This is a genomic window from Flavobacterium cerinum, assembly GCF_024496085.1.
GTDB lineage: Bacteria > Bacteroidota > Bacteroidia > Flavobacteriales > Flavobacteriaceae > Flavobacterium > Flavobacterium cerinum_A.
This window is the reverse complement of sequence record NZ_CP101751.1, coordinates 3,740,253-3,764,327: the sequence shown is the minus strand read 5'-3', so window position 1 is coordinate 3,764,327 and position 24,075 is coordinate 3,740,253. Positions and strand designations below refer to the sequence as shown.

24 protein-coding genes are annotated in these 24,075 nt (G+C 38.1%); 12 read left to right on the top strand and 12 right to left on the bottom strand.

What is annotated here, in order from left to right; all coding sequences use genetic code 11:
- The first annotated feature begins 1 nt into the window (after position 1).
- Together NOX80_RS17005 and NOX80_RS17000 are read left to right on the top strand one after the other, a co-directional pair.
- Entirely contained in the window at positions 2–1,366 is a 1,365-nt protein-coding gene (locus NOX80_RS17005; protein ID WP_256551010.1) for an HTTM domain-containing protein, read from the top strand.
- Positions 1,347–3,797 (top strand): TonB-dependent receptor domain-containing protein, encoded by a 2,451-nt coding sequence (locus NOX80_RS17000; RefSeq protein WP_256551009.1) that lies wholly within the window; start codon positions 1,347–1,349, stop codon positions 3,795–3,797. Before NOX80_RS17005 ends, NOX80_RS17000 begins: the two co-directional genes overlap by 20 nt.
- 50 nt (positions 3,798–3,847) lie before the next feature.
- Here the strand turns inward: NOX80_RS17000 and NOX80_RS16995 are convergent, their stop codons facing one another.
- The gene (locus NOX80_RS16995; protein ID WP_256551008.1) at positions 3,848–4,477 is read right to left on the bottom strand and encodes a hypothetical protein; all 630 of its coding nucleotides are present in this window, start codon (positions 4,475–4,477) and stop codon (positions 3,848–3,850) included.
- Between the two features lie 249 nt (positions 4,478–4,726).
- On the opposite strand from NOX80_RS16995, the gene guaB reads away from it, so the two are divergent.
- The gene (gene guaB / locus NOX80_RS16990; protein WP_256551007.1) at positions 4,727–6,199 is read left to right on the top strand and encodes an IMP dehydrogenase; all 1,473 of its coding nucleotides are present in this window, start codon (positions 4,727–4,729) and stop codon (positions 6,197–6,199) included.
- Positions 6,200–6,260: 61 nt separating this feature from the next.
- Here guaB and NOX80_RS16985 read toward each other — a convergent pair whose 3' ends face one another.
- The 5 genes from NOX80_RS16985 to NOX80_RS16965 form a co-directional block, all read right to left on the bottom strand.
- Positions 6,261–8,507, bottom strand: a complete 2,247-nt coding sequence (locus NOX80_RS16985; protein WP_256551006.1) for a cation:proton antiporter domain-containing protein — start codon at positions 8,505–8,507, stop codon at positions 6,261–6,263.
- Positions 8,508–8,675: 168 nt separating this feature from the next.
- Positions 8,676–10,019, bottom strand: coding sequence for an adenylosuccinate lyase (gene purB, locus NOX80_RS16980; protein WP_256551005.1), 1,344 nt, complete (start codon positions 10,017–10,019; stop codon positions 8,676–8,678).
- Positions 10,020–10,087: 68 nt separating this feature from the next.
- On the bottom strand, positions 10,088–10,789 hold the full coding sequence (locus tag NOX80_RS16975; protein WP_256551004.1) for an SIR2 family NAD-dependent protein deacylase: 702 nt from the start codon (positions 10,787–10,789) through the stop codon (positions 10,088–10,090).
- A 1-nt stretch (position 10,790) separates the two neighbouring features.
- Positions 10,791–11,576 carry an anti-sigma factor gene (locus NOX80_RS16970; RefSeq protein ID WP_256551003.1) on the bottom strand — a complete coding sequence of 262 codons (786 nt, stop codon included), beginning with the start codon at positions 11,574–11,576 and terminating at the stop codon, positions 10,791–10,793.
- Positions 11,576–12,106: an RNA polymerase sigma factor gene (locus NOX80_RS16965; protein WP_256551002.1), complete on the bottom strand. Its 531-nt coding sequence runs from the start codon at positions 12,104–12,106 to the stop codon at positions 11,576–11,578. The genes NOX80_RS16970 and NOX80_RS16965 overlap by 1 nt, the downstream gene beginning before the upstream one ends.
- A 58-nt stretch (positions 12,107–12,164) precedes the next feature.
- Here NOX80_RS16965 and NOX80_RS16960 point away from each other — a divergent pair, with 58 nt between their 5' ends.
- Complete coding sequence (locus NOX80_RS16960; protein ID WP_256551001.1) at positions 12,165–12,845, top strand: TrmH family RNA methyltransferase; 681 nt, start codon at positions 12,165–12,167, stop codon at positions 12,843–12,845.
- A gap of 9 nt (positions 12,846–12,854) precedes the next feature.
- Here the strand turns inward: NOX80_RS16960 and NOX80_RS16955 are convergent, their stop codons facing one another.
- The 5 genes from NOX80_RS16955 to NOX80_RS16935 all read right to left on the bottom strand — a co-directional run bounded on the left by NOX80_RS16955 (position 12,855) and on the right by NOX80_RS16935 (position 17,899).
- A complete protein-coding gene (locus NOX80_RS16955) occupies positions 12,855–13,712 on the bottom strand; it encodes a YARHG domain-containing protein (protein ID WP_256551000.1) in 858 nt (285 codons plus the stop codon).
- Entirely contained in the window at positions 13,709–14,356 is a 648-nt protein-coding gene (locus tag NOX80_RS16950; protein WP_256550999.1) for a DUF2306 domain-containing protein, read from the bottom strand. The genes NOX80_RS16955 and NOX80_RS16950 overlap by 4 nt, the downstream gene beginning before the upstream one ends.
- Before the next feature lie 8 nt (positions 14,357–14,364).
- Positions 14,365–15,135, bottom strand: coding sequence for a carboxypeptidase-like regulatory domain-containing protein (locus NOX80_RS16945; RefSeq protein WP_256550998.1), 771 nt, complete (start codon positions 15,133–15,135; stop codon positions 14,365–14,367).
- Between the two features lie 78 nt (positions 15,136–15,213).
- Positions 15,214–17,079: a DEAD/DEAH box helicase gene (locus NOX80_RS16940; RefSeq protein ID WP_256550997.1), complete on the bottom strand. Its 1,866-nt coding sequence runs from the start codon at positions 17,077–17,079 to the stop codon at positions 15,214–15,216.
- A 247-nt stretch (positions 17,080–17,326) separates the two neighbouring features.
- Positions 17,327–17,899, bottom strand: coding sequence for a non-canonical purine NTP diphosphatase (locus NOX80_RS16935; RefSeq protein WP_256550996.1), 573 nt, complete (start codon positions 17,897–17,899; stop codon positions 17,327–17,329).
- A gap of 182 nt (positions 17,900–18,081) precedes the next feature.
- Here NOX80_RS16935 and NOX80_RS16930 point away from each other — a divergent pair, with 182 nt between their 5' ends.
- The 8 genes from NOX80_RS16930 to NOX80_RS16895 all read left to right on the top strand — a co-directional run bounded on the left by NOX80_RS16930 (position 18,082) and on the right by NOX80_RS16895 (position 23,196).
- On the top strand, positions 18,082–18,936 hold the full coding sequence (locus NOX80_RS16930) for a bifunctional helix-turn-helix domain-containing protein/methylated-DNA--[protein]-cysteine S-methyltransferase (RefSeq protein ID WP_256550995.1): 855 nt from the start codon (positions 18,082–18,084) through the stop codon (positions 18,934–18,936).
- Positions 18,936–19,649: a 2OG-Fe(II) oxygenase gene (locus tag NOX80_RS16925; protein ID WP_256550994.1), complete on the top strand. Its 714-nt coding sequence runs from the start codon at positions 18,936–18,938 to the stop codon at positions 19,647–19,649. The genes NOX80_RS16930 and NOX80_RS16925 overlap by 1 nt, the downstream gene beginning before the upstream one ends.
- A gap of 5 nt (positions 19,650–19,654) precedes the next feature.
- Positions 19,655–19,903 (top strand): Ada metal-binding domain-containing protein, encoded by a 249-nt coding sequence (locus NOX80_RS16920; RefSeq protein WP_256550993.1) that lies wholly within the window; start codon positions 19,655–19,657, stop codon positions 19,901–19,903.
- Positions 19,903–20,511 carry an alpha-ketoglutarate-dependent dioxygenase AlkB family protein gene (locus NOX80_RS16915; RefSeq protein WP_256550992.1) on the top strand — a complete coding sequence of 203 codons (609 nt, stop codon included), beginning with the start codon at positions 19,903–19,905 and terminating at the stop codon, positions 20,509–20,511. Before NOX80_RS16920 ends, NOX80_RS16915 begins: the two co-directional genes overlap by 1 nt.
- A 211-nt stretch (positions 20,512–20,722) precedes the next feature.
- The gene (locus NOX80_RS16910) at positions 20,723–21,130 is read left to right on the top strand and encodes a hypothetical protein (RefSeq protein WP_256550991.1); all 408 of its coding nucleotides are present in this window, start codon (positions 20,723–20,725) and stop codon (positions 21,128–21,130) included.
- A 3-nt stretch (positions 21,131–21,133) separates the two neighbouring features.
- Positions 21,134–21,781: a hypothetical protein gene (locus NOX80_RS16905; protein ID WP_256550990.1), complete on the top strand. Its 648-nt coding sequence runs from the start codon at positions 21,134–21,136 to the stop codon at positions 21,779–21,781.
- Positions 21,754–22,542 (top strand): sensor histidine kinase, encoded by a 789-nt coding sequence (locus NOX80_RS16900; RefSeq protein ID WP_256550989.1) that lies wholly within the window; start codon positions 21,754–21,756, stop codon positions 22,540–22,542. Before NOX80_RS16905 ends, NOX80_RS16900 begins: the two co-directional genes overlap by 28 nt.
- 18 nt (positions 22,543–22,560) lie before the next feature.
- Positions 22,561–23,196 (top strand): response regulator transcription factor, encoded by a 636-nt coding sequence (locus NOX80_RS16895; protein ID WP_256550988.1) that lies wholly within the window; start codon positions 22,561–22,563, stop codon positions 23,194–23,196.
- Positions 23,197–23,250: 54 nt separating this feature from the next.
- On the opposite strand, the gene NOX80_RS16890 is transcribed toward NOX80_RS16895, so the two are convergent.
- On the bottom strand, positions 23,251–24,075 hold the full coding sequence (locus NOX80_RS16890; RefSeq protein WP_256550987.1) for an N-acetylmuramidase domain-containing protein: 825 nt from the start codon (positions 24,073–24,075) through the stop codon (positions 23,251–23,253).

Here is a 24,075-nt window from a genome sequence, read left to right as displayed (position 1 = left end):
GATGAAACGATTTCAGGAGTATCTAAACCGAACAACCGAAGCAGCTCCGTTGGCTACTTTCCGTATTCTTTTCGGTACTATTATGTTTATAAGTCTGGTTCGGTTTGTGAGTAAAGGTTGGGTAAAGACATTGTATATCGAACCGAAGTTTTTCTTTTCCTATTACGGATTTGAATGGGTAAAACCAGTAAGCGATTTTACGTATCTGATTTTTTTGATTTGTTCCTTATCCTGTCTTTTGATCGCTATAGGATATCGGTATAGGATTGCCATTATCCTGTTTTTTATAAGTTTTACTTATATAGAGCTGATGGATAAAACGACCTATCTGAATCATTACTATTTTATTAGTACGGTAGCATTTATTCTTATTTTTTTGCCTGCCAATGCTTACTACTCAGTGGATGCTCGACTAAAACCGGAATTAGCTTTTCAGAAAATACCGGCCTGGTGTATCGACAGTTTGAAACTTATGCTGGGCATTGTCTATTTTTATGCCGGATTGGCTAAAATCAATTCCGATTGGCTGTTCAAAGCAATGCCGTTACAATTATGGTTAAAACCGCAGTATGATCTTCCTGTATTTGGTTTTTTACTCCAAAAGGAATGGATGCCGTTTATATTCAGTTGGTTCGGTATGCTATATGATTTGGCTATCCCGTTTCTGCTGTTATATCGCAAAACCCGACTTATTGCCTTTGTATTAGTAGTCATTTTTCATAGCGTAACCCGGATTTTGTTTCCTATCGGAATGTTTCCGTTTATTATGATTGGTGCAACATTGGTGTTTTTTGATGCCAAGTATCATCATAAAGCATTGGAATACCTCAGTATTATTTTTAAAATCAATAAAAAACGATTTGATAATGGTAAAGCACGATTTACCAAAACATTGAGTGGTACGGCAATACGAATCAGAATATTGATTTGTTTTTTTATAGTACAATTAGTATTCCCGTTGCGCTATCTTTTATATCCGGGCGAATTATTCTGGACGGAAGAAGGTTTTCGTTTTTCCTGGCGGGTTATGCTGATGGAAAAAGCGGGTTATGCCCAGTTTATCGTCAAAGATGCGGTAACAGGAAATTCCTTTTACATCGATAATTCCGAGTTTCTAACCCCTTTTCAGGAAAAACAAATGGCTTTTCAACCGGATTTTATCCTTGAGTTTGCTCGTTTTATACATAATTATTACCAAGAAAAAGGGATGAATGATCCTATCGTTTCTGTAGAAAGTTACGTAACCCTTAACGGGAGACCCTCACGGATATTTATTAACCCGACTGTAAATCTGGCAAAGGAGAAAGATTCTTTTTTACCAAAATATTGGATTATTCCATTTGAAGATGAGATTAAAGGACTTTAATATAGTGTTATTTACATTGATCAGTTGGAGCTGTTTTTCACAATTCAATATCCATGGCAAAATTAGCAATGCTAACAATGGTACTCCGGTAGTTTTGGCTGAAATCTTAAAAGTAGAGGATGGTATCAGAGTGCAATCCGGCGAAAACGGGGAATTTACTTTTTCAAATATAAAGCCAGGTCAATACCATTTGATTTTCTTGTCCGATCATTTTCATCTGAAAGAAAAGAAAGTAACTATAAAGCATAGTGATGTAGAGGTATTAGTGGTTTTACAGCCAATGGAAGTCCGACTCAGTGAAGTTTTAATTCAAAAAAGAAGAAAGGAATTTTTTGCAATGTCACGATTGCGGGATGTTGACGGGATGGGAATTTATGCCGGTAAAAAATCAGAAGTAGTTATTGTTGGTGAACAAACGGGAAATAAAGCGGTCAATTTAGCCCGACAAGTGTTTTCACAAGTTGCAGGATTGAATATTTATGAAAGTGATGCCGGTGGTTTACAACTTAATATTGGCGGAAGAGGACTGGATCCGAATCGATCAGCGCATTTTAATATTCGGCAAAATGATTATGATATCAGTGCAGATTTATTAGGTTATCCGGAAAGTTATTATACACCGCCGGCGGAAGGATTAGACCGGATACAAATAATAAGAGGAGCTGCCTCATTACAATACGGAACACAGTTCGGCGGACTGATCAACTTTAAAATAAAAGCCCCGGATCCGGATAAAAAACGCCGTTTAACCAACAGACAAACAATAGGAAGTAATAATTTATTTACCAGTTTTACCGATTTAAGCGGAACACTAAAGAATTTTAGTTATTACACGTTTTTCAATTATAAAAAAGGAGATGGCTTTCAGCTTAATTCCGATTTTGAATCTCAAAATTATTTCGGAAACTTTAATTATCGGATTAATAATAAAACGAACCTGAGTTTTGACTATACTCATTTTCAGTATTTAGCGCATCAACCCGGAGGATTAACGGATAAGATGTTTTATGAAGACGCCTTTCAAAGTAATCGGAAGCGAAATTGGTTTGCGGTTGACTGGAATCTTTTTTCATTTAAAATAAAGCATCAGGCCACTCAAAAAACAGATATAAGCCTGAATGTATTCGGATTATATGCCGGTCGGAAAGCATTAGGATTTCGTTCCAATCGGGTATTTCAGGAAGATAAGGAAGGAACCGTTCGCGATCTGATTACCGGAAAATTTGCGAATTGGGGAATGGAAGCAAAAATTTTACAGCGTTATCGTTTTCTGGGGCATGAAAATGCATTTGTGATTGGAGGAAAGTATTATCAGTCAAAAAATAATGCCCGGCAAGGACCGGGGAGTTCCGGAAGTGATGCCGATTTTAATTTAGCAACACAAGCGTTTCCGTATTATGAGAACCAATCGGATTATAACTATCCGAATCTCAATTTAGCGTTATTCGGAGAAAATATTTTCCGTATCACGGATGCCTTTTCAATAACACCCGGAATTCGTTGGGAATATATCAATACACAGGCAAAAGGATATTATAAAAAAATAAACCGCGATAATGCCGGGAATGTCATTTTTGATAAACGTTACGATGAAAACAACAATTTAAAACGCTCGTTTGTGCTTTTGGGCATCGGATTAAGTTATAAACCGATTAAAGCTGTTGAAACATATATGAATTTCTCACAAAATTATCGTTCGGTAACGTTTAACGATATGCGAATTACAGAACCGTCGTATCAGATTGATGAGAATCTAAAGGATGAATATGGATATACGTTTGATTTCGGAATTCGTGGGCAATGGAAAAGCAAGTTGACTTATGATATCAGTGCTTTTGGATTGGCCTATAAAGGACGCTTGGGACAAATTATTAAGGAGACAGACGATTTTCGAATTATTCGCTTCCGAACGAATGTAGGTGATGCGATGTTATACGGACTTGAATTTTTTACCGATTTAAGTCTGCAAAAAACACTATTTAATCCGTTAGACAATGATTATAAATGGAATATATTTACGAATCTCGCGCTTACAAAGTCAACTTATACGCATTCCAGACAACCGGGAATAACCGGAAATCAGGTAGAATTTGTTCCGATGATCAACTTAAAAACCGGAATGACGTTAGGCTATAAAAACGGGCTGACAAGTATACAGTTTACTTATCTAAGTGATCAATATACCGATGCCACAAATATAAAACAGGATAAAAACGAAAACATACGTGGAATCGAAGGTCAGGTTCCCGGATATGCTATCACAGATTGGTCATTATCCTATAAATTCAGTTCCCGTTTTACATTGGAAACCGGAATTACAAACCTGATGAATACGGTTTATTTTACCCGAAGAGCCACCGGTTATCCCGGACCGGGGATTATACCGTCAGCACCGAGAACGGGCTATATTACATTGCAATATCGGTTTTAGCTGAATAGAAGAAAGCGAATCCATGTTACAGGAACTATAAATGAAGAATCCTATTTCTTATTCTTTATTGCCGCTTTTGGAACTTTCTTTAAAAATGTAGAATTTCGCCAGGAGGATAACATCTGTTTGCCTTTCGCTTCATCCATATACATAATATTAACGGCCAACTCTTTTTTACCGAATAGACGATTATACATGATCATCGTAAATGTTTTTTGATTGGGAAGCGTTTGGGCAATCTTAAAGACCTGAAATTCTAAATTGTCAATTTTTTCAACGGTTCTGAGTGTGTCAATCGGACTTCCGGGTAGTTGTTCTTGCATAACCTTGTATAAAAGATTGTTTACATCTTTACAGGATTGTACATAATTGCCGTCAATTTTCGGATCAAAAGGCTGATGACAGGCTTCAAAATAATTAAATTGATCATTCTTGAAAACGAAAATGTTAACGGATTGATTGTCAATTTCCTGATCAAAAGTATCTTCGATTGCCTGCTGACCGCGATTTTGAATTTTAGTCCAGTCGGATTTTGAAACTGTTTCAAAATTGTCCGGTATGGTTATGGTCCAGTTAAAATCTTTGCTGTGAAATTTTTTCGGCACTGCGGATTGGCCGTAGCTGTTCTGTAATGCAATTGTAGTTATAAAACAGAATAAAAGATAGATTTTTTGAGTCATTTTGAAGGGAATAAGTAGCTATATGGAATGTAAATGAATTGAAATAGAGTAGATTAAAATATTTTTTAAAAAATAAAAGCTACAAAAAATAAAAATTTTGTTGCGATGGCTAAAATAAAGAAAAAAAGTAAAAGCACAATTTGATCTTTAGATAAGCCATTGTAAGACAATTTATAATAATGTTAAAGTTTTTCCCGCAGATGGAATAAATGTGTTATATTTGCATGCAATTCAACTACAAATTGCAACATGAAAGCACACACAGCTAAAATCATCGGGGAAGGTCTAACCTATGATGATGTTCTACTAGTTCCCAATTATTCAGAAGTACTTCCCAGAGAAGTAAGTATCAAAACGAAATTTTCAAAAAATATAACACTAAATGTACCGGTTGTATCCGCTGCTATGGATACGGTAACCGAAAGTGCTATGGCTATTGCAATGGCACAGGAAGGCGGTATTGGTGTATTACATAAAAACATGACGATCGAGCAGCAGGCTGCCGAAGTACGAAAAGTAAAAAGAGCGGAATCCGGAATGATTATCGATCCGGTTACATTACCGCTTACAGCAACGGTTGGCGATGCCAAACTGGCGATGCGTGAATTCAGTATCGGAGGAATACCGGTAGTGGATGAAAATCAGATTCTAAAAGGGATTGTAACGAATCGGGATTTGCGTTTTGAAAAAGATAACACCCGTTCGATTATCGAAGTAATGACCTCTGAGAATTTGGTAACGGCCGGAGAAGGAACGACTTTAACGACTGCTGAAGAAATATTACAACATAATAAGATTGAAAAACTACCGGTAGTCAATCAGGAAAACAAATTAGTTGGATTGATCACTTTTAGAGATATTACCAAGTTAACGCAAAAACCAAACGCAAACAAAGATAAATTCGGACGTTTACGTGTTGCAGCTGCTTTAGGAGTAACAAATGATGCAGTAGAAAGAGCGACTGCTTTGGTAAATGCCGGTGTAGATGCTGTGATTATTGATACGGCTCACGGACATACTAAAGGAGTGGTAGGTGTTTTAAAACAGGTAAAAGAAAAATTCCCGGAATTAGATGTGGTTGTAGGTAATATTGCGACACCGGAAGCGGCTTTATATCTGGCTGAGAATGGAGCTGATGCTGTTAAAGTAGGTATCGGTCCGGGATCGATTTGTACAACACGTGTTGTTGCCGGAGTTGGTTTCCCGCAATTTTCCGCAGTATTGGAAGTTGCAGCTGCTTTAAGAGGGACTGGTGTTCCGGTTATCGCTGACGGTGGAATCCGTTATACAGGTGATATTCCAAAAGCGATTGCTGCCGGAGCCGACTGTGTGATGCTAGGATCTTTATTAGCAGGAACAAAAGAATCACCGGGAGAAACTATTATTTTTGAAGGAAGAAAATTCAAGTCATACAGAGGAATGGGATCGGTTGAAGCGATGAAAGAGGGGTCGAAAGATCGTTATTTCCAGGATGTGGAGGATGATGTGAAAAAACTGGTTCCGGAAGGAATTGTAGGACGCGTACCGTATAAAGGAGAACTAAACGAAAGTATGCTTCAGTTTATTGGCGGATTACGTGCCGGAATGGGATACTGTGGTGCTAAAGATATTCAGACATTACAGGAAACAGGACGATTCGTTAGAATTACAACCAGCGGAATCGGAGAGAGCCATCCGCATAACGTTACAATTACAAAAGAAGCACCGAATTATTCAAGATAAAAAACAAAAAAACCTGATATGAAAATATCAGGTTTTTTTATTCAAATCTGTCAGATCGAAATTAGTTTTTAAATACGGCTGATAATAGTTTTTTATCACCTACCAACCATAGAATATCGTTTTGTTCTAAAATAAGATGCGATTCCGGATTCAGGATACGTTCACCGTTACGTTCAATACCTACGACAAGTCCGCCTGTACGTTCCCGTAATTGGGATTCCCGAATACTTTTTCCGATAAAATCCTGATTCGTCAGTTCATATTGCTGTAATACAATCTGTGCCTCCGTTACAGATTCCGGAACTTCAATTTCATTCTGATCTAAATAGCCTTTGAAGTTTTGAACCTGATCATCAGTTCCGATAACACAAATCTCATCGCCAGGGAACAAACGCTCATTTCGGGTTGGAATATTGATCATGATTTCACCACGCTTGATAAAAGCAATGTTGACTCCCATTTTTTCCCGGATTTTTAAATCCTGTAATTTTTTCCCGGCCAGATTGGATTCTTTGGCGATTTCAAAATTAGCCATGTGTCCGTCCCAAGGGGTTAAATCGTCACGGGTTTTCTGAGCTCGTGCAATTTCACGGTCGTTGAAGTTTTTAAGGAAGTGATTCTCGATCTTTTCATATTGAGCGTGTAGCTTTTTAGGAAAGACGATATAGGATATGATCACCAGAATCAAAGCGATAAAAGCGACGATCGGTGAAAAGAAATTATTGAGAAGAAACCCGACAAAAAATAAGGCAAGACCAATTCTTACAAGGATTAACATGGTTAACGGACCGCGATATTTACGTTCTTTACGAAGTTCATCCATCGCTTTTACTGCGACTCTTCGAAGTGATAACGCCCATAGAAACGGTGCAATGATTATCAGTGTGATAAGTGCGGCAAGAGCATTTCCCATTTTAGAATGCACTACCAAAGGGGAAATATACAAATCGGCTAATAATATGATGGCAATAATAATTACCGAGTTGATCACAATCTGTGTCATTTTGGCTTTTAATACCACCTGCCAGTTACTGGTAGCTTTGATTGATTGTGAGTTTGTACTGTAATTATCAATAGCGGTAAGCCATTTTTGCGGTAACACTTTTTCCAGTTTTTCATAAACCGGTTGCGACATTTTGATCATGAATGGTGTCGTAAAGGTCGTTACGGCGGATACGGCTACTACAATCGGATACAGGAAGTCACTGGTTACTTTTAACGACATCCCCAACGTAGCGATAATAAAGGAAAATTCCCCGATCTGTGCCAAACTCATACCGGCCTGAACGGATTGTTTTAAAGGTTGTCCGGAGACCAAAGCGCCGGCTGCGGTACTAATTGTTTTACCTAAAATAGTAATAAGGGTGATCAATAATACAGGAACGGCATATTCAACCAAAGTATCCGGGTTGATTAACATTCCGACGGATACAAAGAATACAGCTCCGAATAAATCTTTTACCGGTTTGATAAGATGTTCGATTTTTTCGGCCTGAGTTGTTTCTGCAATAATCGATCCCATGATAAAGGCACCTAAAGCAGGTGAAAAACCGGCATTGGTGGCCAAAATTACCATCATCAGACAAAGGGCTAATGATATGATTAATAAGGTTTCTTCATTCAACAGGTTTTTGGCCTTTTTTAGTAAGGTAGGAATAAAGAAAATTCCGCCTACAAACCAAAGAATCAGGAAGAAGAATAACTTTAAAACGGATTCAAATAATTCGGCTCCGGAAAATTGCTGACTAACGGCGATGGTGGAAAGTAACACCATCAGTAAGATGGCGACAATATCCTCTACAATTAAGGCTCCGAAAACAATTCCGGCATATTTCTTTCCTTTTACGTTTAATTCGTCAAAAGCACGGAGGATAATCGTGGTGGAGGACATTGACAGAATGGCGCCGAGGAAAATACTGTCCATTTGGGACCATCCCATCCATTGTCCGGACATATACCCGATAAAAATCATCGAAATAATCTGAATAATGGCGGTAATAGAAGCGGTTCCGCCCACTTTCATCAGCTTCTTAAAACTGAATTCGAGTCCGAGGCTGAACAATAGGAAAATCACCCCGATTTCAGCCCATACTTCAACACTTTTTATATCGGTGACGGAAGGGAAAAAATCAAAATTATTTCCGGCGAGAAAACCGGCAACCAGATAACCTAATACCAGGGGTTGTTTGATTTTCTTAAAAAGCAGTACGGCTACACCGGCTGTCATTAGGATTAATCCTAAATCACTGATTAGGGGATATAAATGATGGGAAGTTTCGGTTATTGTTTCGGCAGTTGATAATGGCATATATTTTTTGTTTTTTAGGATTTGTGTAAGTTATAAAATAATGCGTATTTATGAAAGAGCCGGTGCTTGTTAAGCTGTTATTTTAAGATAAATTTATCATAAAGGTAAATAAAAAATCCCGACAGTTTCATAACTGTCGGGATGATAAAATACTATTCAGATCGGGTTTTAGATCCCGAGATAATTGCTTGGTGTAATTTTTAAAAGCTCGGCTTTAACAGCGTCAGATACGTTTAATGTGCCTATAAAGTTATGAATAGCTTCTTTATTGATCACAGTATTGGTACGGGTCAGGTCTTTTAACGCTTCATAAGGATTCGGATACGCTTCACGTCTTAAAATCGTTTGAATGGCCTCTGCTACTACAGCCCAGTTTTTTTCTAAGTCCTCTTCGAATTTTTCTGCATTTAAAAGTAGTTTGTTTAACCCTTTTAAAGTTGCTTCAAAACCAATAAGCGTGTGTCCCATCGGTACGCCGATATTACGTAATACCGTACTGTCGGTTAAATCCCGTTGTAAACGGGAAACTGGTAATTTGGCTGATAAATGTTCGAAAATGGCATTGGCAATTCCTAAATTTCCTTCTGAGTTTTCAAAGTCGATCGGGTTTACTTTATGTGGCATGGCCGATGATCCGATTTCTCCGGCTTTTATTTTCTGTTTAAAATAGTCCATTGAAACATAAGTCCAGATATCCTTGTCTAAATCGATTAAAATGGTATTAATACGTTTTAAAGCATCGAAAAAGGCAGCAAAATGATCGTAATGTTCAATTTGTGTAGTAGGGAATGAATGGTGTAAACCTAATATATCTTCTACGAAATCGTTACCGAATTTACGCCAGTCTAAAGTTGGATAAGCAACAAAATGGGCATTATAATTTCCGGTAGCACCACCGAATTTCGCAGCAAACGGTACATTGAACAACAAACGCATTTGTTCTTCAAGACGTTCTACAAAAACGGCAATTTCTTTACCTAAACGAGTAGGAGAAGCCGGCTGTCCGTGTGTACGAGCCAACATCGGTACATCTTTCCATTCCTGACTTAGTTCTTTTAATCGGGCTACAACGCTTACTAACGATGGCAGATATACTTTTTCGAAAGCATGTTTGGTTGATAACGGAATCGCAGTATTGTTGATATCCTGTGACGTTAATCCGAAATGGATAAACTCTTTATATTGTTGTAAACCTAATTGATCAAAAGCTGCTTTGATAAAATACTCCACTGCTTTTACATCATGGTTCGTTGTTTTTTCTGTTTCTTTGATCCAAAGTGCATCTTCCGTTGTAAAATTCTCGTAGATTTTTCGCAATTCGGCAAATAAATTTTGATCGACTCCGGCTAGTTGCGGCAATGGTAATTCGCATAAAGCGATAAAATATTCCACTTCTACCAGTACGCGGTATTTGATCAGGGCTTCTTCAGAAAAATAGTGAGAAAGGGAAACGGTTTTGTTTCTATACCGACCGTCAATTGGCGATATAGCACTTAGTTCAGTTAAATGCATTTGTTGTTGTGTTATTTTTGTAATAGTCGCAAAGATAAGCTTTTACCAAAACTTCTGAAACAACATTTTTAAATCTTTTCAAATTGTTCCAGGAGTTCTTTTTTCAGGATTTCCATTCCTTCGGATCCGGTTAACGGTATTACTTTCAACGGATTGTCAATATTGTTGATGGAAGCCGGTTTGGGATCGATATAGTAAAGCGGTGTTTTTTCATGTGCATAATGAAGTAAGCCGGCGGCCGGATAAACCTGTAACGAGGTACCTATAACAACGAGGTAATCGGCTTGTTCTACAATCGGAATTGCGGCTTCGATAGCCGGAACTTCTTCTCCGAACCAGACAATATGCGGCCGAAGCTGATTGCCGTGAATATCATTATCGCCTTTGTTTAAATCATGATGCCAATCCAGAATAATGTCGTCATGAACAGTACTTCTGACTTTTAATAATTCGCCGTGAAGGTGTAAAACATTGGAACTACCGGCTCTTTCATGAAGATCATCTACATTCTGCGTGATGATATGCACATCAAAATAGGGTTCAAGTTCAGCTAAAATCTGATGTCCTTTATTAGGATGTACTTCCTTTAACTGGGCTCTTCTTTTATTGTAAAAATCAAGAACCAGTTCGCTGTTATTGGCCCATCCGATAGGAGAGGCGACTTCCATAATATCATGCCCTTCCCATAAGCCATCTGCATCGCGAAAGGTTTTGATTCCGCTTTCGGCACTAATTCCGGCACCGGAAAGAACGACAAGTTTCTGCTTCATTTTAAACTTTTCCTAATGTATATAATTGATCCATTGTAGGTGCTGCACTACCTCCGGCCGGTTCTAAAGTAATTCCGAAACCTTCGGCATCAGCGGTATTGTCTACTTTAAATATTTTTGAATTTCCGATTTCGGTTTTTTCCAGTAACCCGATGCTTGTTGGTGTTAGCGGATCCATTTTTAAGGACCATACCTGATAAACATGGCCTTTAGGTGCTTCCGGTAATCCTGATGCGTCTACATATACGGAATGATCTTCCTGATTCCAGTATATTTTAGCTTTTGCTTCCGGTGCAACAGTTTGCCCGGCAAGAGTTACAAGGGTATTTTTCTCGTTTTTAAGGAGATTCAGGATGGTTTCATTGTTTTTATTTTGTTCCTGAAGCGTTACAACCGATTTCTGTAATTGATCGTTTTTCTGTTTGCTGTCTTTTAATAATATATCGCCCTGATTCATTTGGAAATACAGGAAGCCGGCACCCAATAATAATAGGAATGAGGCGGCCCAGCCCAGATAAGCAGCTCGGTTTGTCTTCGGTTTTAACGGTACTACGGCCGTTTCTCTTTCAAGTAATGCCTTTCGGATTGCATTGAAATTTTCATTGGAAAGATGCGGAGCAACACTATACGATAAGTTGATAATCGCTTGTTCGATACTTTCAATTTCTTTTTTTATCTCCGGATATTCGTTGGCACGAATTTGTACATCAGTATTTTCATCTTCGGATAATTTTCCGAAAACATATAGTTCTAAAATACCGGATTCTATATATTCTCTTGTATTCATTATACTCTCAGCAGGTTTCTTAATTCGTTAATACAATTTCTGTTTTGTGTTTTTACTGTTCCTAATGGTATTTCCAGCGTTTCGGAAACTTCCTGTTGTGTATAACCTTTGAAAAATAAAAGGTCGATAAGCTGGATGCATTTAGGTTTTAGTTTTTTGACAAACTCCTGGATTCCTATTGTATCGATTTTATTAGTCGTCCTTGAACTGTCATCGAGTATATGTACGAAATTGTCGGAAGATAAGTTTTTCTGATTATTGTTAAAGTCTTTGGAACGCAATCGATCTATGGCTCCGTTACGGGCTATATTGAGGATCCAAGTAAAAAAACGCCCTTTACTTTCGTTATAGGAATCCAGATTTTTCCAGATTTTAACAAAAGTTTCCTGAAGGACATCCTCAGCTTCTTCCCGGTCTTTTATAAGGGTATAAATGATACCGTACAGGTTTTTGGCATACATGTCGTACAAAAGCGTAAAAGCTTTGTCGTCTTTTTTGTAAATTTGTGCCAGTAGTTCTTCTTGAGTCATAAGAGTGATTTAACCTCACTAAAGTTAGTAAACAAAATTAACAAATCATATTTTTTTAATGGAGCATCTTTTTTCGGATACCGCTTATTTAGCATATTTAGAGAATTTTATTACAGAAAATCGCAAAGAGGGTTTTATCAGAGTGTTAGAAAACCGTACGAAACATTTTACGGTTGCGGTTGAAGATCTCTTTCAGTTACACAATACAAGTGCTGTGATGCGTAGTTGTGAAGTTTTCGGAATCCAGGAGCTGAATGTTGTAGAAGAGCGTTTCGGAAAAAAAATTGACAAAGAGATTGCAATGGGGGCACAAAAATGGGTCGATATTAATCGTTTTAATTCGAATCAGGATTGTATTATGGATTTGAAGCAAAAAGGCTATCGTATTATTGCGACCACTCCGCATGATAATGATTGTTTATTGGAAGATTTTGATATTTCACAGCCGGCCGCTATTTTCTTCGGAACGGAGCGGAACGGATTATCGGATGAGGTAATGCAACAGGCCGATGGTTTTATGAAAATTCCAATGGTTGGTTTTACGGAAAGTCTTAATATCTCGGTTTCAGCGGCTATTATTCTGCAAAATATATCAACCCGTTTGCGAAATTCCGGTTTGGACTGGAAACTCACGGAAGCGGAAATGCTGGAAAAAAGAATCGACTGGACCCGGAAATCGATTAAGGATATTGATTATATCACCCGATTATATCTGGAAAAAAACAAAAAAGAGGAATAATTTCCTCTTTTATCTTCCGAAAGTATCGTAATTATCTTCGGCATATTTTTCAAATCGCTTTAACAAGGCGATGTTGTCCTTTTCCAATGGTGTCAGTTCGTTGTCTACATTGTCGGAAACCGGCATATACCAACTAACCGGATCAAAGAATTGGCGGATGCTTTTCTTTTTAAAGGTATAACCATGTCGGGCGTATATAGTATTGCGAATGATTTCAAGATCCAGTTTTTTTAAGTTTTTCAGAATTGGTTCCGTTAACTTCTGTGTGGAAGCATTAAGTTGTGTAATTTCATCGGAAGCCTGACGGTAATATTCTTCCGAAAAGGTTTCACCTTCAATTTCCTGTTCTTTTTGTTTGGGATTATACCAATCAACATAATCACCTTCTTCCGGTAACATTAGCTTCGGATCGTATATAAATTGTTTTTTCGCCAGACCAAAACTTCGTTTCGGAACAGCAATATTGGTATTAAAAGCGGTCCAGTTACCAATTAAACTATCATTTCGGAATTCGAATTCAAAAACACCGTCATATTTATGATCGCCGGGTTCTTTTAAGATGAATTTATTTCCCGATAAAGTTCCTGTGAGCGGCCTACTGTTACCGGCTACAACGCTTTGCCCGATAACCTGTTCAGGTGTTATTTTTTTTAAAACAATACTGATTTTATTGTCCGGATGATATTCGGCAGGATCTTTTTGTTCAACTACGATAAAGTCACCAACCCAGGAGCCGTATAATTCGGTATTGGTTTCCTTCACCGTTTCATTGGAAGCAATATTCTCAATGGAATCGGTTGTTTTTTTGTCTTTGGAGTTACAAGCTGCCAAAGTTAAAACGAGAGCAAAAAAAATAATTTTCTTCATTTAATCTGTTTTTTAGAACGAATAAGCCATTCTGCTAGTATAAGATTGGGAATCCATCCTAACCATGCGATAATTTGATAGACATCCATAGGATTCGGATGAAATAAATATACCAGAATTACTTTCCATAAACGTAAAGTTATGGCAGATAAAGCTAATGCAAAACTCCGAAGCATAAAATTTCGATGCGCTATGATAGCTTTTTTTCGGATAGCGATGATGCCTTTAAGTGTAAAAAAGAACCATAATAGGCCTAATAGTATAAAAGCGATTTGGGAGCTTAAGCCACCATTGGCATAATAACCGATAAAGATTCCGGAGGGTGCGGCTAATAAAAGAACAATAAAAGCATACACTTTTCCGCTAATTCGATGAAGTTTAGGAAATCGTTCCAACAACGAAGAACTAAATTGTGTATAACCGGCTAATAAGACAAATAGAGCGCTGTATACATGAATATAAAAGAAGGTAATGTAACTCGTAATAGCAGTTACTTCCTGTTGTTTGATCTGTAAAAAGGCGGTATCAGTATGAAAAGGAATATAACGCAGAGTAATTTCCAGCATCAGATAACCGAAATACGAAAAAAGTAGCAGCCAAAGCCATTTTGAATAATGTTTTGCTTTAGCTAAAGTTTCTTTCATAAATGAGGTTATTTCTTCCGTTTTAAGATTTTATAATCTTCATAACAGCTACTGATTGCTTCCATGATTTGAAGGTCATTTGCTGTCTTGATAAAGGTTTCGGAATAATTACAACGCTGTAAAATTTCATTGATTTCTTTCGGATCAATACCTAGTAAAGAAGCGAGTGTCTCTTTGTCGAATTTGGAAGCCAATAGGTTTTTGACTACATCATCTTTTTTGATTTCCTTAAGCTTGTTCATTTCTTTCGGTTTTTTTCCGAAGAAATTATACAGTAAATCAGCAGGGTTAAAGAGTGAACCTAAAACGCGGTTAATTTTGTTTGGTGAATGATCGCCGGCTTCATATCCGTATGGTAATCCGGTGATAGGATAGCGGAAATTTTCATTTAACGGTAAAATCTTGGTATCCACTTCAAGGTAACCGGTCAATTGATATTTGTTAATCACAACTTCTTCCAGTGCATATGCCTTTTCAGTTAGTCGGATTTTAGTGTTTTTATTTTTGATCCAGTCATTTGTGACCCGAATCTTAATCGATTCGAAACCGATAAAAGAAAAGTGAAGGGTGTCGTTTACTTTGGCTTCAATAGTGAATTCACCGTGACCGCCGGAAGTAGTTCCTTTTACGGTATTGATGTTAACAACGTTGACATTACTTTTGGGAAGTAAAGTCGTGGCATTTACTACAATTCCGGAAACAGTAGTGGATGTTTCGGTTTCCTGAGCGTAGCCGGTTAATGTAAGTAAGGTCAATAAAAAAACTGCAAAAAATCTCATACGGGTTATTAGATTGGTCTAAAAGTAAGGGATATTTTGCAGTTTTTAATTTATATTAGAAGAAAATTAACAAAAGAATTAGCTTCTTCTCGGGCGTCTTCCGCTAGTGTTGTTCGAAGAACCTTCTGAACGACGCGGAGAACGGTCTGATCTTCTTTCGTTTCGTGCCGGTCTGTCGCCGAAATCATCTTTTCTTTCGGAACGTCCGCCACCAAAACTACGTTCTTTTCTCGGACCTCTGTCGCGATCGCGGTCACCACCTCGGAAAGAAGAAGAGCGGCCTCTGTCGCCACCACCACTACGTCCGTTGTGATCACGTCGTCTGCTATTAGAACCACCGTCGTTTTTAGAAATTTCTACGTTGATTTTTCTACCTTCTAAATGGATATTGTTTAATACGTCCATTACCTTGTCAGCATGTTCTGCATCCGTATTGAAAAAGGAGAAACCTTCTTTTACATCTACTTTAAACAAATCATCACGGCCTAGTTCCAATGTGTCGCGTAAGAAATCTTTTAACGTCATCCAGTCAAAATTATCGCGTGACCCGATGTTGATAAAGAAACGAACAGCTCCGTCAGTTGGGATACTTCCGGCATCTTCGCGACGTTCTCCTGCATTTTGAGCTGATAAATCGCGTGATTTTTTATAGTAGTTGATGAAACGGTTGAATTCAACGGAAACCATTTTCTTAATTACCTCTTCTTTTGTAAGGTCTTTCATTACCTCATAAATAGCCGGAAGGTAAGAATCGATTTCGTGATCTACTTCAACGTCTTTGATTTTGTTAGCTAAGTGGAATAACTGGATTTCGCAGATTTCAATTCCGGAAGGAATCGGTTTCTCTTCAAATTTAGTTTTGATGATACGCTCGATCTGTGAAATTTTACGCAATTCACTTTTAGTAATAATTACAAGTGAAGTTCCTGATTTTCCGGCACGACCGGTTCTTCCTGAACGGTGTGTATACGTTTCGATTTCGTCCGGTAACTGATAGTTGATTACGTGTGTAATATCATCAACGTCAATACCACGTGCAGCTACGTCAGTTGCAACAAGCATTTGAATCTGGCGACCACGGAATGATTTCATTACGCTGTCACGTTGTGCCTGAGACAAATCACCGTGTAAAGCAGCAGCATTGTATCCGTCTTCAATTAATTTTTCAGCTACAGCCTGAGTATCGCGTTTTGTTCGGCAAAAAATCACAGAGAAAATATCCGGATTTGCATCGGCTAAACGTTTTAAAGCAGCATAACGGTCACGGGCATTAACAAGATAAAACTCGTGAGAAACGTTTTGCGAACCGGAATTTTTATGACCCACTGTAATTTCAAGTGGCTTTCTCATAAATTCACGGGCAATTCGCGCTACTTCCTGTGGCATGGTTGCAGAAAACAACCAGGTACTTTTATCTTCCGGGGTATCGGATAAAATAGCAGTGATATCATCATAAAATCCCATGTTTAACATCTCGTCAGCCTCATCAAGAACACAGAAATTAATGTTCTTAATGTTAACCATACCTCTGTTAATCATGTCTTGCATTCTTCCTGGAGTAGCTACAATAATCTGAGCACCTCTTTTTACATCTTTAGCTTGTTCGGTAATGCTGGCACCACCATAAACCGCTACAGTGTGAATTCCTTTAACGTATTTTGAATATTGTTTAATCTCATTGGTGATCTGTAAACAAAGTTCGCGTGTTGGCGATAAAATTAAAGCCTGAGTATTTCTGTTCTCAGCATCAATTTTTTGAATCAGCGGGAAACCAAACGCAGCTGTCTTACCTGTCCCGGTCTGTGCCAACGCAACAATGTCTGTGTCTTTTTCCAATAATAGGGGAATCGCCTTTTCCTGTACCTCCGACGGATTTTCAAATCCTAGATCTTTAATCGCCAGCAGTAGCGATTCATTCAATCCTAATTGTTCAAATTTATTCATTCGTTATTTTTAAATTGGGGGCAAAGTTACTGTAAATTAACGAGATATGCTAATATGTTTTTGATATTTGTGTTTTTGTTTGTAATTGATTTTCAGGTGTTTATTGTTTAAGTGTGCTTGTTGGCGGCTTTAAAGCGAAAATTAAACGTCAGATATATAAAAACTTAATTCAGAATTGTGAAAACTTTAGGAGGAATTTTCAGAATAATATTGCCATGACGTTTCTGTAAAACACACTTTTATGTCTTTAACGATTTAAAAAATCAACCAATTGTTTAACGGCTTTTCCGCGGTGACTGATGCTGGATTTTTCTTCCATTTCCAGTTCGGCAAAAGTACGGGTATCTTGTTCGGCAATAAATACAGGATCATAACCAAAACCATTTTCACCTCTTCTTTCCTGAATAATCGTACCGTTTATAATTCCGGTAAACAGATGTTGGGTTCCGTCCAGATTTAAGGCAATGACCGTTTTGAAATTAGCATTTCTATTGTCCTGATCAGACATTTCAGAAAGCAACTTATCGATATTGTCATTGTCGTTTTTATGATCGCCGGCATAACGAGCCGAAATCACTCCCGGAGCACCGTTTAAAGCGTCAACTTCCAATCCGCTGTCGTCGGCAAAACAGTTATAACCATAATGTTCCGTTACATAATTGGCTTTTAGAATGGCATTGCCTTCAATAGTATCGGCGGTTTCCGGAATATCGACATCACAATTGATATCACTTAGACTTAGAATCTGAATGGACTCGGGTAGTAGTTGTTGGATTTCTTTAATTTTGTTGCGGTTGTTGGATGCAAAAACTAATTTCATATCAGTTGTGAAGTTTGTCGTTTAAGCACACAAAGATAATTCAAAATGCTGTTTTTATCGTCGGGAAAGTATATTATTTTGTAATTTTAATCACTATCTGATGTGGCTAAATCAGCAAGTTTCGGGTCGGAAACCATTTTCGTTGAAGCTAACTTTGTTGTGTTAATTTTATGAATCACAAAATGAAAACACAGGAACAATTTCAGTTTGATCGCATCGCTAAGGCGATCGATTTTCTGTACGCTAATTTTAAAACACAGCCGTCGTTGGAAGACGTAGCCGCTTTCGTTCACGTAAGCCCGTTTCATTTTCAAAAAATATTTACGGAGTGGGCCGGAGTGAGTCCGAAGAAATTTTTACAGTATCTGACGGTAGAACACGCTAAAAAAATGCTGAAATCAAATCAGTTAACCCTTTCTGAGGCTGCATTTGAAACCGGATTATCCGGAACCGGACGATTACATGATCTGTTTGTAAATATTGAAGGAATGACACCGGGTGATTATAAAAACGGTGGCGAACAATTGGAAATCAATTATAGTTTTGCTGAAAGCCCGTTCGGAAAATTATTACTGGCTTCAACAAAAAAAGGGATATGCCGACTTGTTTTTGCTGATGATCAGGAAATAGCTCTGCAAGAACTGGAAAAAGAATTTCCGAATGCAGCAATTCAATCGGCGAGCGACATGTATCAGCAGGAAGTATTGTCTTTTTTTGAAAACGATTGGAGTCAACCGCGACACATTAAATTGCACTTACGCGGAACGGATTTTCAGTTAAAAGTATGGGAGACCTTGTTGAAAATTCCGATGGGACAACTTGCAACATATGGTGATATTGCCAAAAGTATTGCAAAACCAAAAGCATCGCGCGCCGTAGGAACCGCTATCGGGAATAATCCGGTCGCTTTTCTGATTCCTTGCCATAGAGTAATACAAGCTACGGGAATGATCGGGGAATACCACTGGGGAAGTGCGCGAAAAAAAGCAATTATCGGTTGGGAAGCTTGTCAGTCTGAAATTTTATTGAATCAATAATGGAGACTGTATCAGAACGTTTGAAGACTATCGATTGGGATCAGGTGGCCGGAACAATGCATGAAAAAGGATATGTTGTATTATCGGATATAGTACCGGAAACCATTTGCAATACTTTGATTGATCAATATAATGAGTCCGGTTTATATCGTAAAACCGTAGTAATGGAACGGTATCGCTTTGGAAAAGGAGAATATAAATACTTTGATTATCCGCTGCCGGATCTTATTCAGCAGCTGCGATCTGAAGTGTATGAAAAATTGGTGCCGATCGCTAATTTATGGATGAAAGCTTTGCATATCGATACCCGATATCCGGAAAAACATCAGGAATTACTGGAGCTTTGCAAAGACAACAATCAGCTGAAACCCACTGCACTGATTCTGAATTATACGAAAGGCGGTTTTAATACTTTACATCAGGATTTATATGGAGAGGTGTATTTCCCGATCCAAATGGTGTTGTTTCTGAATGAAACCGGAGAAGCCTATACCGGCGGTGAATTTGTACTGACCGAACAAGTCCCGCGGGCACAGTCTAAAGCAATCGTATTACAACCGAAGCGAGGTGATATTCTGATTTTTACAACCAACTTCCGACCGGTACGAGGTACAAAAGGATATTACCGCGTAGGAATGAAGCACGGTGTAAGTGAAGTACGGAGTGGTAATCGTTATACGATGGGAATTATTTTTCACGATGCAATCAGTTAAAGAGGATGTGGCTACATAATCAGCTTTCCGATTCGGAATTACATCAGCATATCAGAAAGCAAAGTATTACATTTGGAGGGAATAAAAAGCTGAAAATATTCGGATTGCTACATTGTACATCCGGTAAACGAATGAAAAAAGTAAACCGGGTATTTTTTACATCGCGACAAGAAGCGGAAGTAATGGGGTACAGACCTTGCGGACATTGTATGCGAAACGAATATCAGGATTGGAAATCAAAACAACAGTTATAATGGACTTATTCAGTACCGGAGAAATCGAAAACAGATTACCTTATGATGGAGAGGTGTATTATCATGGCCGGATAGTTAACAGTCGGGAAGCACAATATTATTATGACCGGTTAATGGAAACGATTGAATGGCGTAATGACGAAGCGATCGTTTTCGGGAAACTGATCCAAACCAAAAGAAAAGTCGCCTGGTATGGTGATCATCCTTATTTATATACGTATTCGAATACGACTAAAAAAGCTTTACCCTGGACTCCGGAATTATTGGCTCTGAAACAAAAAGCAGAAGAGCTGACCGGAACCGTTTTTAATTCTTGTCTACTAAATCTTTATCATGACGGACAGGAAGGTATGGCCTGGCATAGCGATAATGAAAAATCACTTGGCGTTAATACTGTGATTGCTTCATTGAGTTTCGGAGCCGAACGGAAGTTTGCCTTTAAGCATAAAAACACCAAAGCGATGATTGCTTTACAGTTGGAGGCCGGTAGTTTACTGGTTATGCAAGGCACTACGCAAACCCATTGGTTACACCGGTTACCGCCCACAACCAAAGTACTACGACCACGGGTAAACCTTACTTTCAGAACCATTGTGGATCAATATTGATAAAATAATAGTTTCGTTAAAAAAATAGGAAAATATAAATAGAGCGAATCGTTATTTTATGATTAATTTTGTATTTTCTTTGAAATAGAAGCGTTTTCGAAGCTATATAGTGAAATATAGTTAGTTAAAAAGGGGAATTTTCCCCTTGTAACTGCTGTAGTTGCACTATAATTTTGTCCTTAAATCAATAATCCATCTAAAAATGAACACAATGGTTAAACCTACTCAATTAATTTCTCTTGAAATAGGGAAAGAGTTGAACAAAAATTACAATGAAAAAAGAGGTGCTATTCTAGCCGAAAAAACAGCAATGGAAGATGCTAATGCTTTTTGGTTTTCTATAGAAGAGCTGGAACGTTATATCGCTTATGTGAAAGATACAGCTGCCGGAAAAGGACTTTCAGTAAACGGAATCCGTATTTATCTGGGGGTTTACCCGGAAACAGCGGAAAAAAACGCCGGTTATACGACAGTATTTTTATCACCAACCGGAACCGCTATTAATGAAGTGGTAGACCGCGGAGTTATTTTACAAGGTAATTCATTGGATTTAACCGAAATTGAACCTTTAAATTTCGGATCAATGGGAAATCCTCCAAAACTCAATTACGGTGGATAAAAAATGTTGGCAGATCTAAGATTATATACTGTGTTTCTAGCCTTATTATCCGGAATGTTTGGCATTATCTACTGGTACAAGCTTCCTAATAATAAGGCAAAATTTTTTGTACTATCCATTTGGCTTTCAGCAATAACAGAGCTGATCGGAATTTTTTATACGCAAATTACCGGACAGGTTAACTATATGGTTTTCAATATCTATATGTTTATTATCCTGCCCTATTATATACTGTTTTTAAAATCCATTTTTCAACTGACTAAAAACAAGCAGATTGCCAATGTATGTTTTGCACTCTTTGTACTGTCAGTATTTCTGAATCTGATTTTTTTCCAGGATGTAGTGGAAGAAGTTTGCTTCAACAATTTCGCCATAGGTGTAGTCATGATCTTAATACTAAGTTGTCTCTACCTGATGGAATTGTTTAATTCAACTCTGATATTATCCTTAAAAGACACCATTTTTTTCTGGTTTGTATTGGGAATATTACTTTTTTATGTTCCTTTTTTACCTTTTATGCTCTCTTTACGGTGGTTTTTGTCCGGAATCCATGAAACGACTTATAGTTTGGTCATTTTCTTTTTAAACGTATTAATGAACACCAGTTTTATCTTTGGTTTTATATGGAGCAAAAAGAGATACCATTATTGATCATTTCATTTAGTATTGTGCTTTTTACGTTATTGGGCACATTACTGGTCCTTTTCCTGTATTTTCAGAAGAAAAAGTCGAAGTTCCTGATGGATAAAATGGAAGCAGAGTTGTTTTTTAATTCGGAGTTGGCTAAATCCCGAATCGAAATTAAGGAACAAACACTGTCCAACATAAGTCGCGAATTACACGATAATATCGGACAGATTTTATCAGTAGCCGTAATGCAGTTAAATCTGATGGTGGCCAAAACGGATTCGGATAGTAAAAATGAAATGGATGAGGTACGTAAGCTCGTTAGTAAATCGCTCGACGAAATCCGAATGGTTGCAAAACTGATCAACGGTGATGTCGAACTACAATCGGGTTTTATTGATGCGGTTAAGGAAGATCTGAATCGTATTACAAAGCTTAAAATAATTAACGGTAATCTCAATGTTAGCGGAACGGAACAACTTATCGATCCGCAACATGAAGTGATCATTTATAGGATATTACAGGAAGCGATTACGAATGCCCTGAAATATTCGCATAGTAAAACGATTGATGTCGATATCCATTTTAATACAGCCGATTGTATTATCGAAGTAACGGATTCCGGTATCGGTTTTAATAATGCTACGGTGACCAAAGGTTCCGGATTGGCAAATATGAATACGCGGGCCAAACTAATCGGTGCCGCTTTTTCGGTTTCGTCCCGGCAAAATGAAGGAACCCGGATCCGGATTGTATATCCGTTGCAAAAAATCCCCAAAGACTAAAAAATTCCCCTTACTACTATGAATAAAATAAAAATTGTAATTGTTGATGATCATTTGCTCTTTTCCCAGTCGTTATCGTTTCTGATTAACAGCTTTAAAGAGTTTATGGTTTCCGGAAATTACAACAACGGAAAAGATTTCCTCACCGGATTAATCGCTATGGACGAACTACCGGATTTGGTATTACTCGATGTCAATATGCCGGTTATGGATGGCGTAGAAACAATGAAACGCCTTAAAGATAATTACCCCGGCTTGCGCGTATTGGCATTGTCGGTGAATGATGATGAAGATACAATCATTAAAATGATCAGTAGCGGAGCCAGTGGTTATCTGCTAAAAGATACGCATCCGAACGTATTTCGGGAGGCTTTATTAAAAGTACATGAAACCGGTTATTTTTATACGGAAATGGTTTCCGGTGTTTTGATCAATAAACTGGAAGCCGGAAATAAAACCAGCTTAAAGGAACGGGAACTTGAATTTATCCGTTTGGCCTGTACGGAAATGACCTATCGCGAAATTGCCGATGAAATGTGTCTGAGTCCGAAAACGGTGGACGGTTATCGTGAAAACCTGTTTCAGAAACTGGAAATAAAAACCCGTATCGGCCTGGTGTTATACGCCATGAAAAATAAAATTGTCTGTGTATAGTGGACACTATTTTCCGATACGGGGAAGAGAGGATGCTAAAGCCTTTTCGTAAGATCAGGCGGAGTATTTTTGATAAGCCCGGGCTAACTTTTCGTCATATTTGTTGACTTTATAACCTTCGCCGTTATAGCGATAGGCAAAAGTGGCCCAATCATTATTTTGTAACAAAACAACCAGATTATTTTTTTTAAGGAAACGACCGAAAGCAAAAAGATGTTCCCGTTCGTCGAGATACATTTTTCCGACAAAGCTGTCAATACTGTCATATCCGATCGGAATGGCATTAAAGCCCATGATTTGAAATACACCCCATGAGGCAGCAGCATTGGCGGCATCCGTCAGGTTTAGTCCTGGAACCAGACGGATTGCTCTTTGCAGCCGGTCGTATTCTTTTTGTCCGCCCAGATAATATTTCTTCGTCCATTTCTTATACAGAATGTCCTGATTTTCCGGATTTGTATATTGTTCCGGTTCTAGGTTCCGGCGTTCCAGTTCCTGCCAGAAAATATGCCCCTCAAATAAGATCTTGGGACGTCCGTCGATCAGAAACCCTTTTCCGCTGCTTTCCACTTCATTTACGGCTTTTATAGCGGCAAGTTCGAGTTGAAATTCGTTTGCAAAATCAATCAGATCCTGTTCGGATAGCAATTTATCGTTATGCTGGATTAACTGGCTGTTTTTTTCAAACAGACGGGACCAGGTTTTAATACCAACGATCCCGTCCACAACCAAATTATGCTGACTTTGGAAGCTTTTTACAGCTTCGTCCACTGCTGTCGTAAACACATTGGAAACCGTAACCGAATACCCCATTTTCAGGAGCATTTCGGTTAAGGTGATTACTTCAGGTGCTTTGACATGGAGTTGTATTGTTTTCAT

Excerpts from the sequence above, each read along its gene's own strand:
- NOX80_RS17005 (WP_256551010.1), top strand. The coding sequence starts at position 2 with ATGAAACGATTTCAGGAGTATCTAAACCGAACAACCGAAGCAGCTCCG.
- NOX80_RS17000 (WP_256551009.1), top strand. The coding sequence starts at position 1,347 with ATGAGATTAAAGGACTTTAATATAGTGTTATTTACATTGATCAGTTGG.
- NOX80_RS16995 (WP_256551008.1), bottom strand. The coding sequence starts at position 4,477 with ATGACTCAAAAAATCTATCTTTTATTCTGTTTTATAACTACAATTGCA.
- guaB (WP_256551007.1), top strand. The coding sequence starts at position 4,727 with ATGAAAGCACACACAGCTAAAATCATCGGGGAAGGTCTAACCTATGAT.
- NOX80_RS16985 (WP_256551006.1), bottom strand. The coding sequence starts at position 8,507 with ATGCCATTATCAACTGCCGAAACAATAACCGAAACTTCCCATCATTTA.
- purB (WP_256551005.1), bottom strand. The coding sequence starts at position 10,019 with ATGCATTTAACTGAACTAAGTGCTATATCGCCAATTGACGGTCGGTAT.
- NOX80_RS16975 (WP_256551004.1), bottom strand. The coding sequence starts at position 10,789 with ATGAAGCAGAAACTTGTCGTTCTTTCCGGTGCCGGAATTAGTGCCGAA.
- NOX80_RS16970 (WP_256551003.1), bottom strand. The coding sequence starts at position 11,576 with ATGAATACAAGAGAATATATAGAATCCGGTATTTTAGAACTATATGTT.
- NOX80_RS16965 (WP_256551002.1), bottom strand. The coding sequence starts at position 12,106 with ATGACTCAAGAAGAACTACTGGCACAAATTTACAAAAAAGACGACAAA.
- NOX80_RS16960 (WP_256551001.1), top strand. The coding sequence starts at position 12,165 with ATGGAGCATCTTTTTTCGGATACCGCTTATTTAGCATATTTAGAGAAT.
- NOX80_RS16955 (WP_256551000.1), bottom strand. The coding sequence starts at position 13,712 with ATGAAGAAAATTATTTTTTTTGCTCTCGTTTTAACTTTGGCAGCTTGT.
- NOX80_RS16950 (WP_256550999.1), bottom strand. The coding sequence starts at position 14,356 with ATGAAAGAAACTTTAGCTAAAGCAAAACATTATTCAAAATGGCTTTGG.
- NOX80_RS16945 (WP_256550998.1), bottom strand. The coding sequence starts at position 15,135 with ATGAGATTTTTTGCAGTTTTTTTATTGACCTTACTTACATTAACCGGC.
- NOX80_RS16940 (WP_256550997.1), bottom strand. The coding sequence starts at position 17,079 with ATGAATAAATTTGAACAATTAGGATTGAATGAATCGCTACTGCTGGCG.
- NOX80_RS16935 (WP_256550996.1), bottom strand. The coding sequence starts at position 17,899 with ATGAAATTAGTTTTTGCATCCAACAACCGCAACAAAATTAAAGAAATC.
- NOX80_RS16930 (WP_256550995.1), top strand. The coding sequence starts at position 18,082 with ATGAAAACACAGGAACAATTTCAGTTTGATCGCATCGCTAAGGCGATC.
- NOX80_RS16925 (WP_256550994.1), top strand. The coding sequence starts at position 18,936 with ATGGAGACTGTATCAGAACGTTTGAAGACTATCGATTGGGATCAGGTG.
- NOX80_RS16920 (WP_256550993.1), top strand. The coding sequence starts at position 19,655 with ATGTGGCTACATAATCAGCTTTCCGATTCGGAATTACATCAGCATATC.
- NOX80_RS16915 (WP_256550992.1), top strand. The coding sequence starts at position 19,903 with ATGGACTTATTCAGTACCGGAGAAATCGAAAACAGATTACCTTATGAT.
- NOX80_RS16910 (WP_256550991.1), top strand. The coding sequence starts at position 20,723 with ATGGTTAAACCTACTCAATTAATTTCTCTTGAAATAGGGAAAGAGTTG.
- NOX80_RS16905 (WP_256550990.1), top strand. The coding sequence starts at position 21,134 with ATGTTGGCAGATCTAAGATTATATACTGTGTTTCTAGCCTTATTATCC.
- NOX80_RS16900 (WP_256550989.1), top strand. The coding sequence starts at position 21,754 with ATGGAGCAAAAAGAGATACCATTATTGATCATTTCATTTAGTATTGTG.
- NOX80_RS16895 (WP_256550988.1), top strand. The coding sequence starts at position 22,561 with ATGAATAAAATAAAAATTGTAATTGTTGATGATCATTTGCTCTTTTCC.
- NOX80_RS16890 (WP_256550987.1), bottom strand. The coding sequence starts at position 24,075 with ATGAAAACAATACAACTCCATGTCAAAGCACCTGAAGTAATCACCTTA.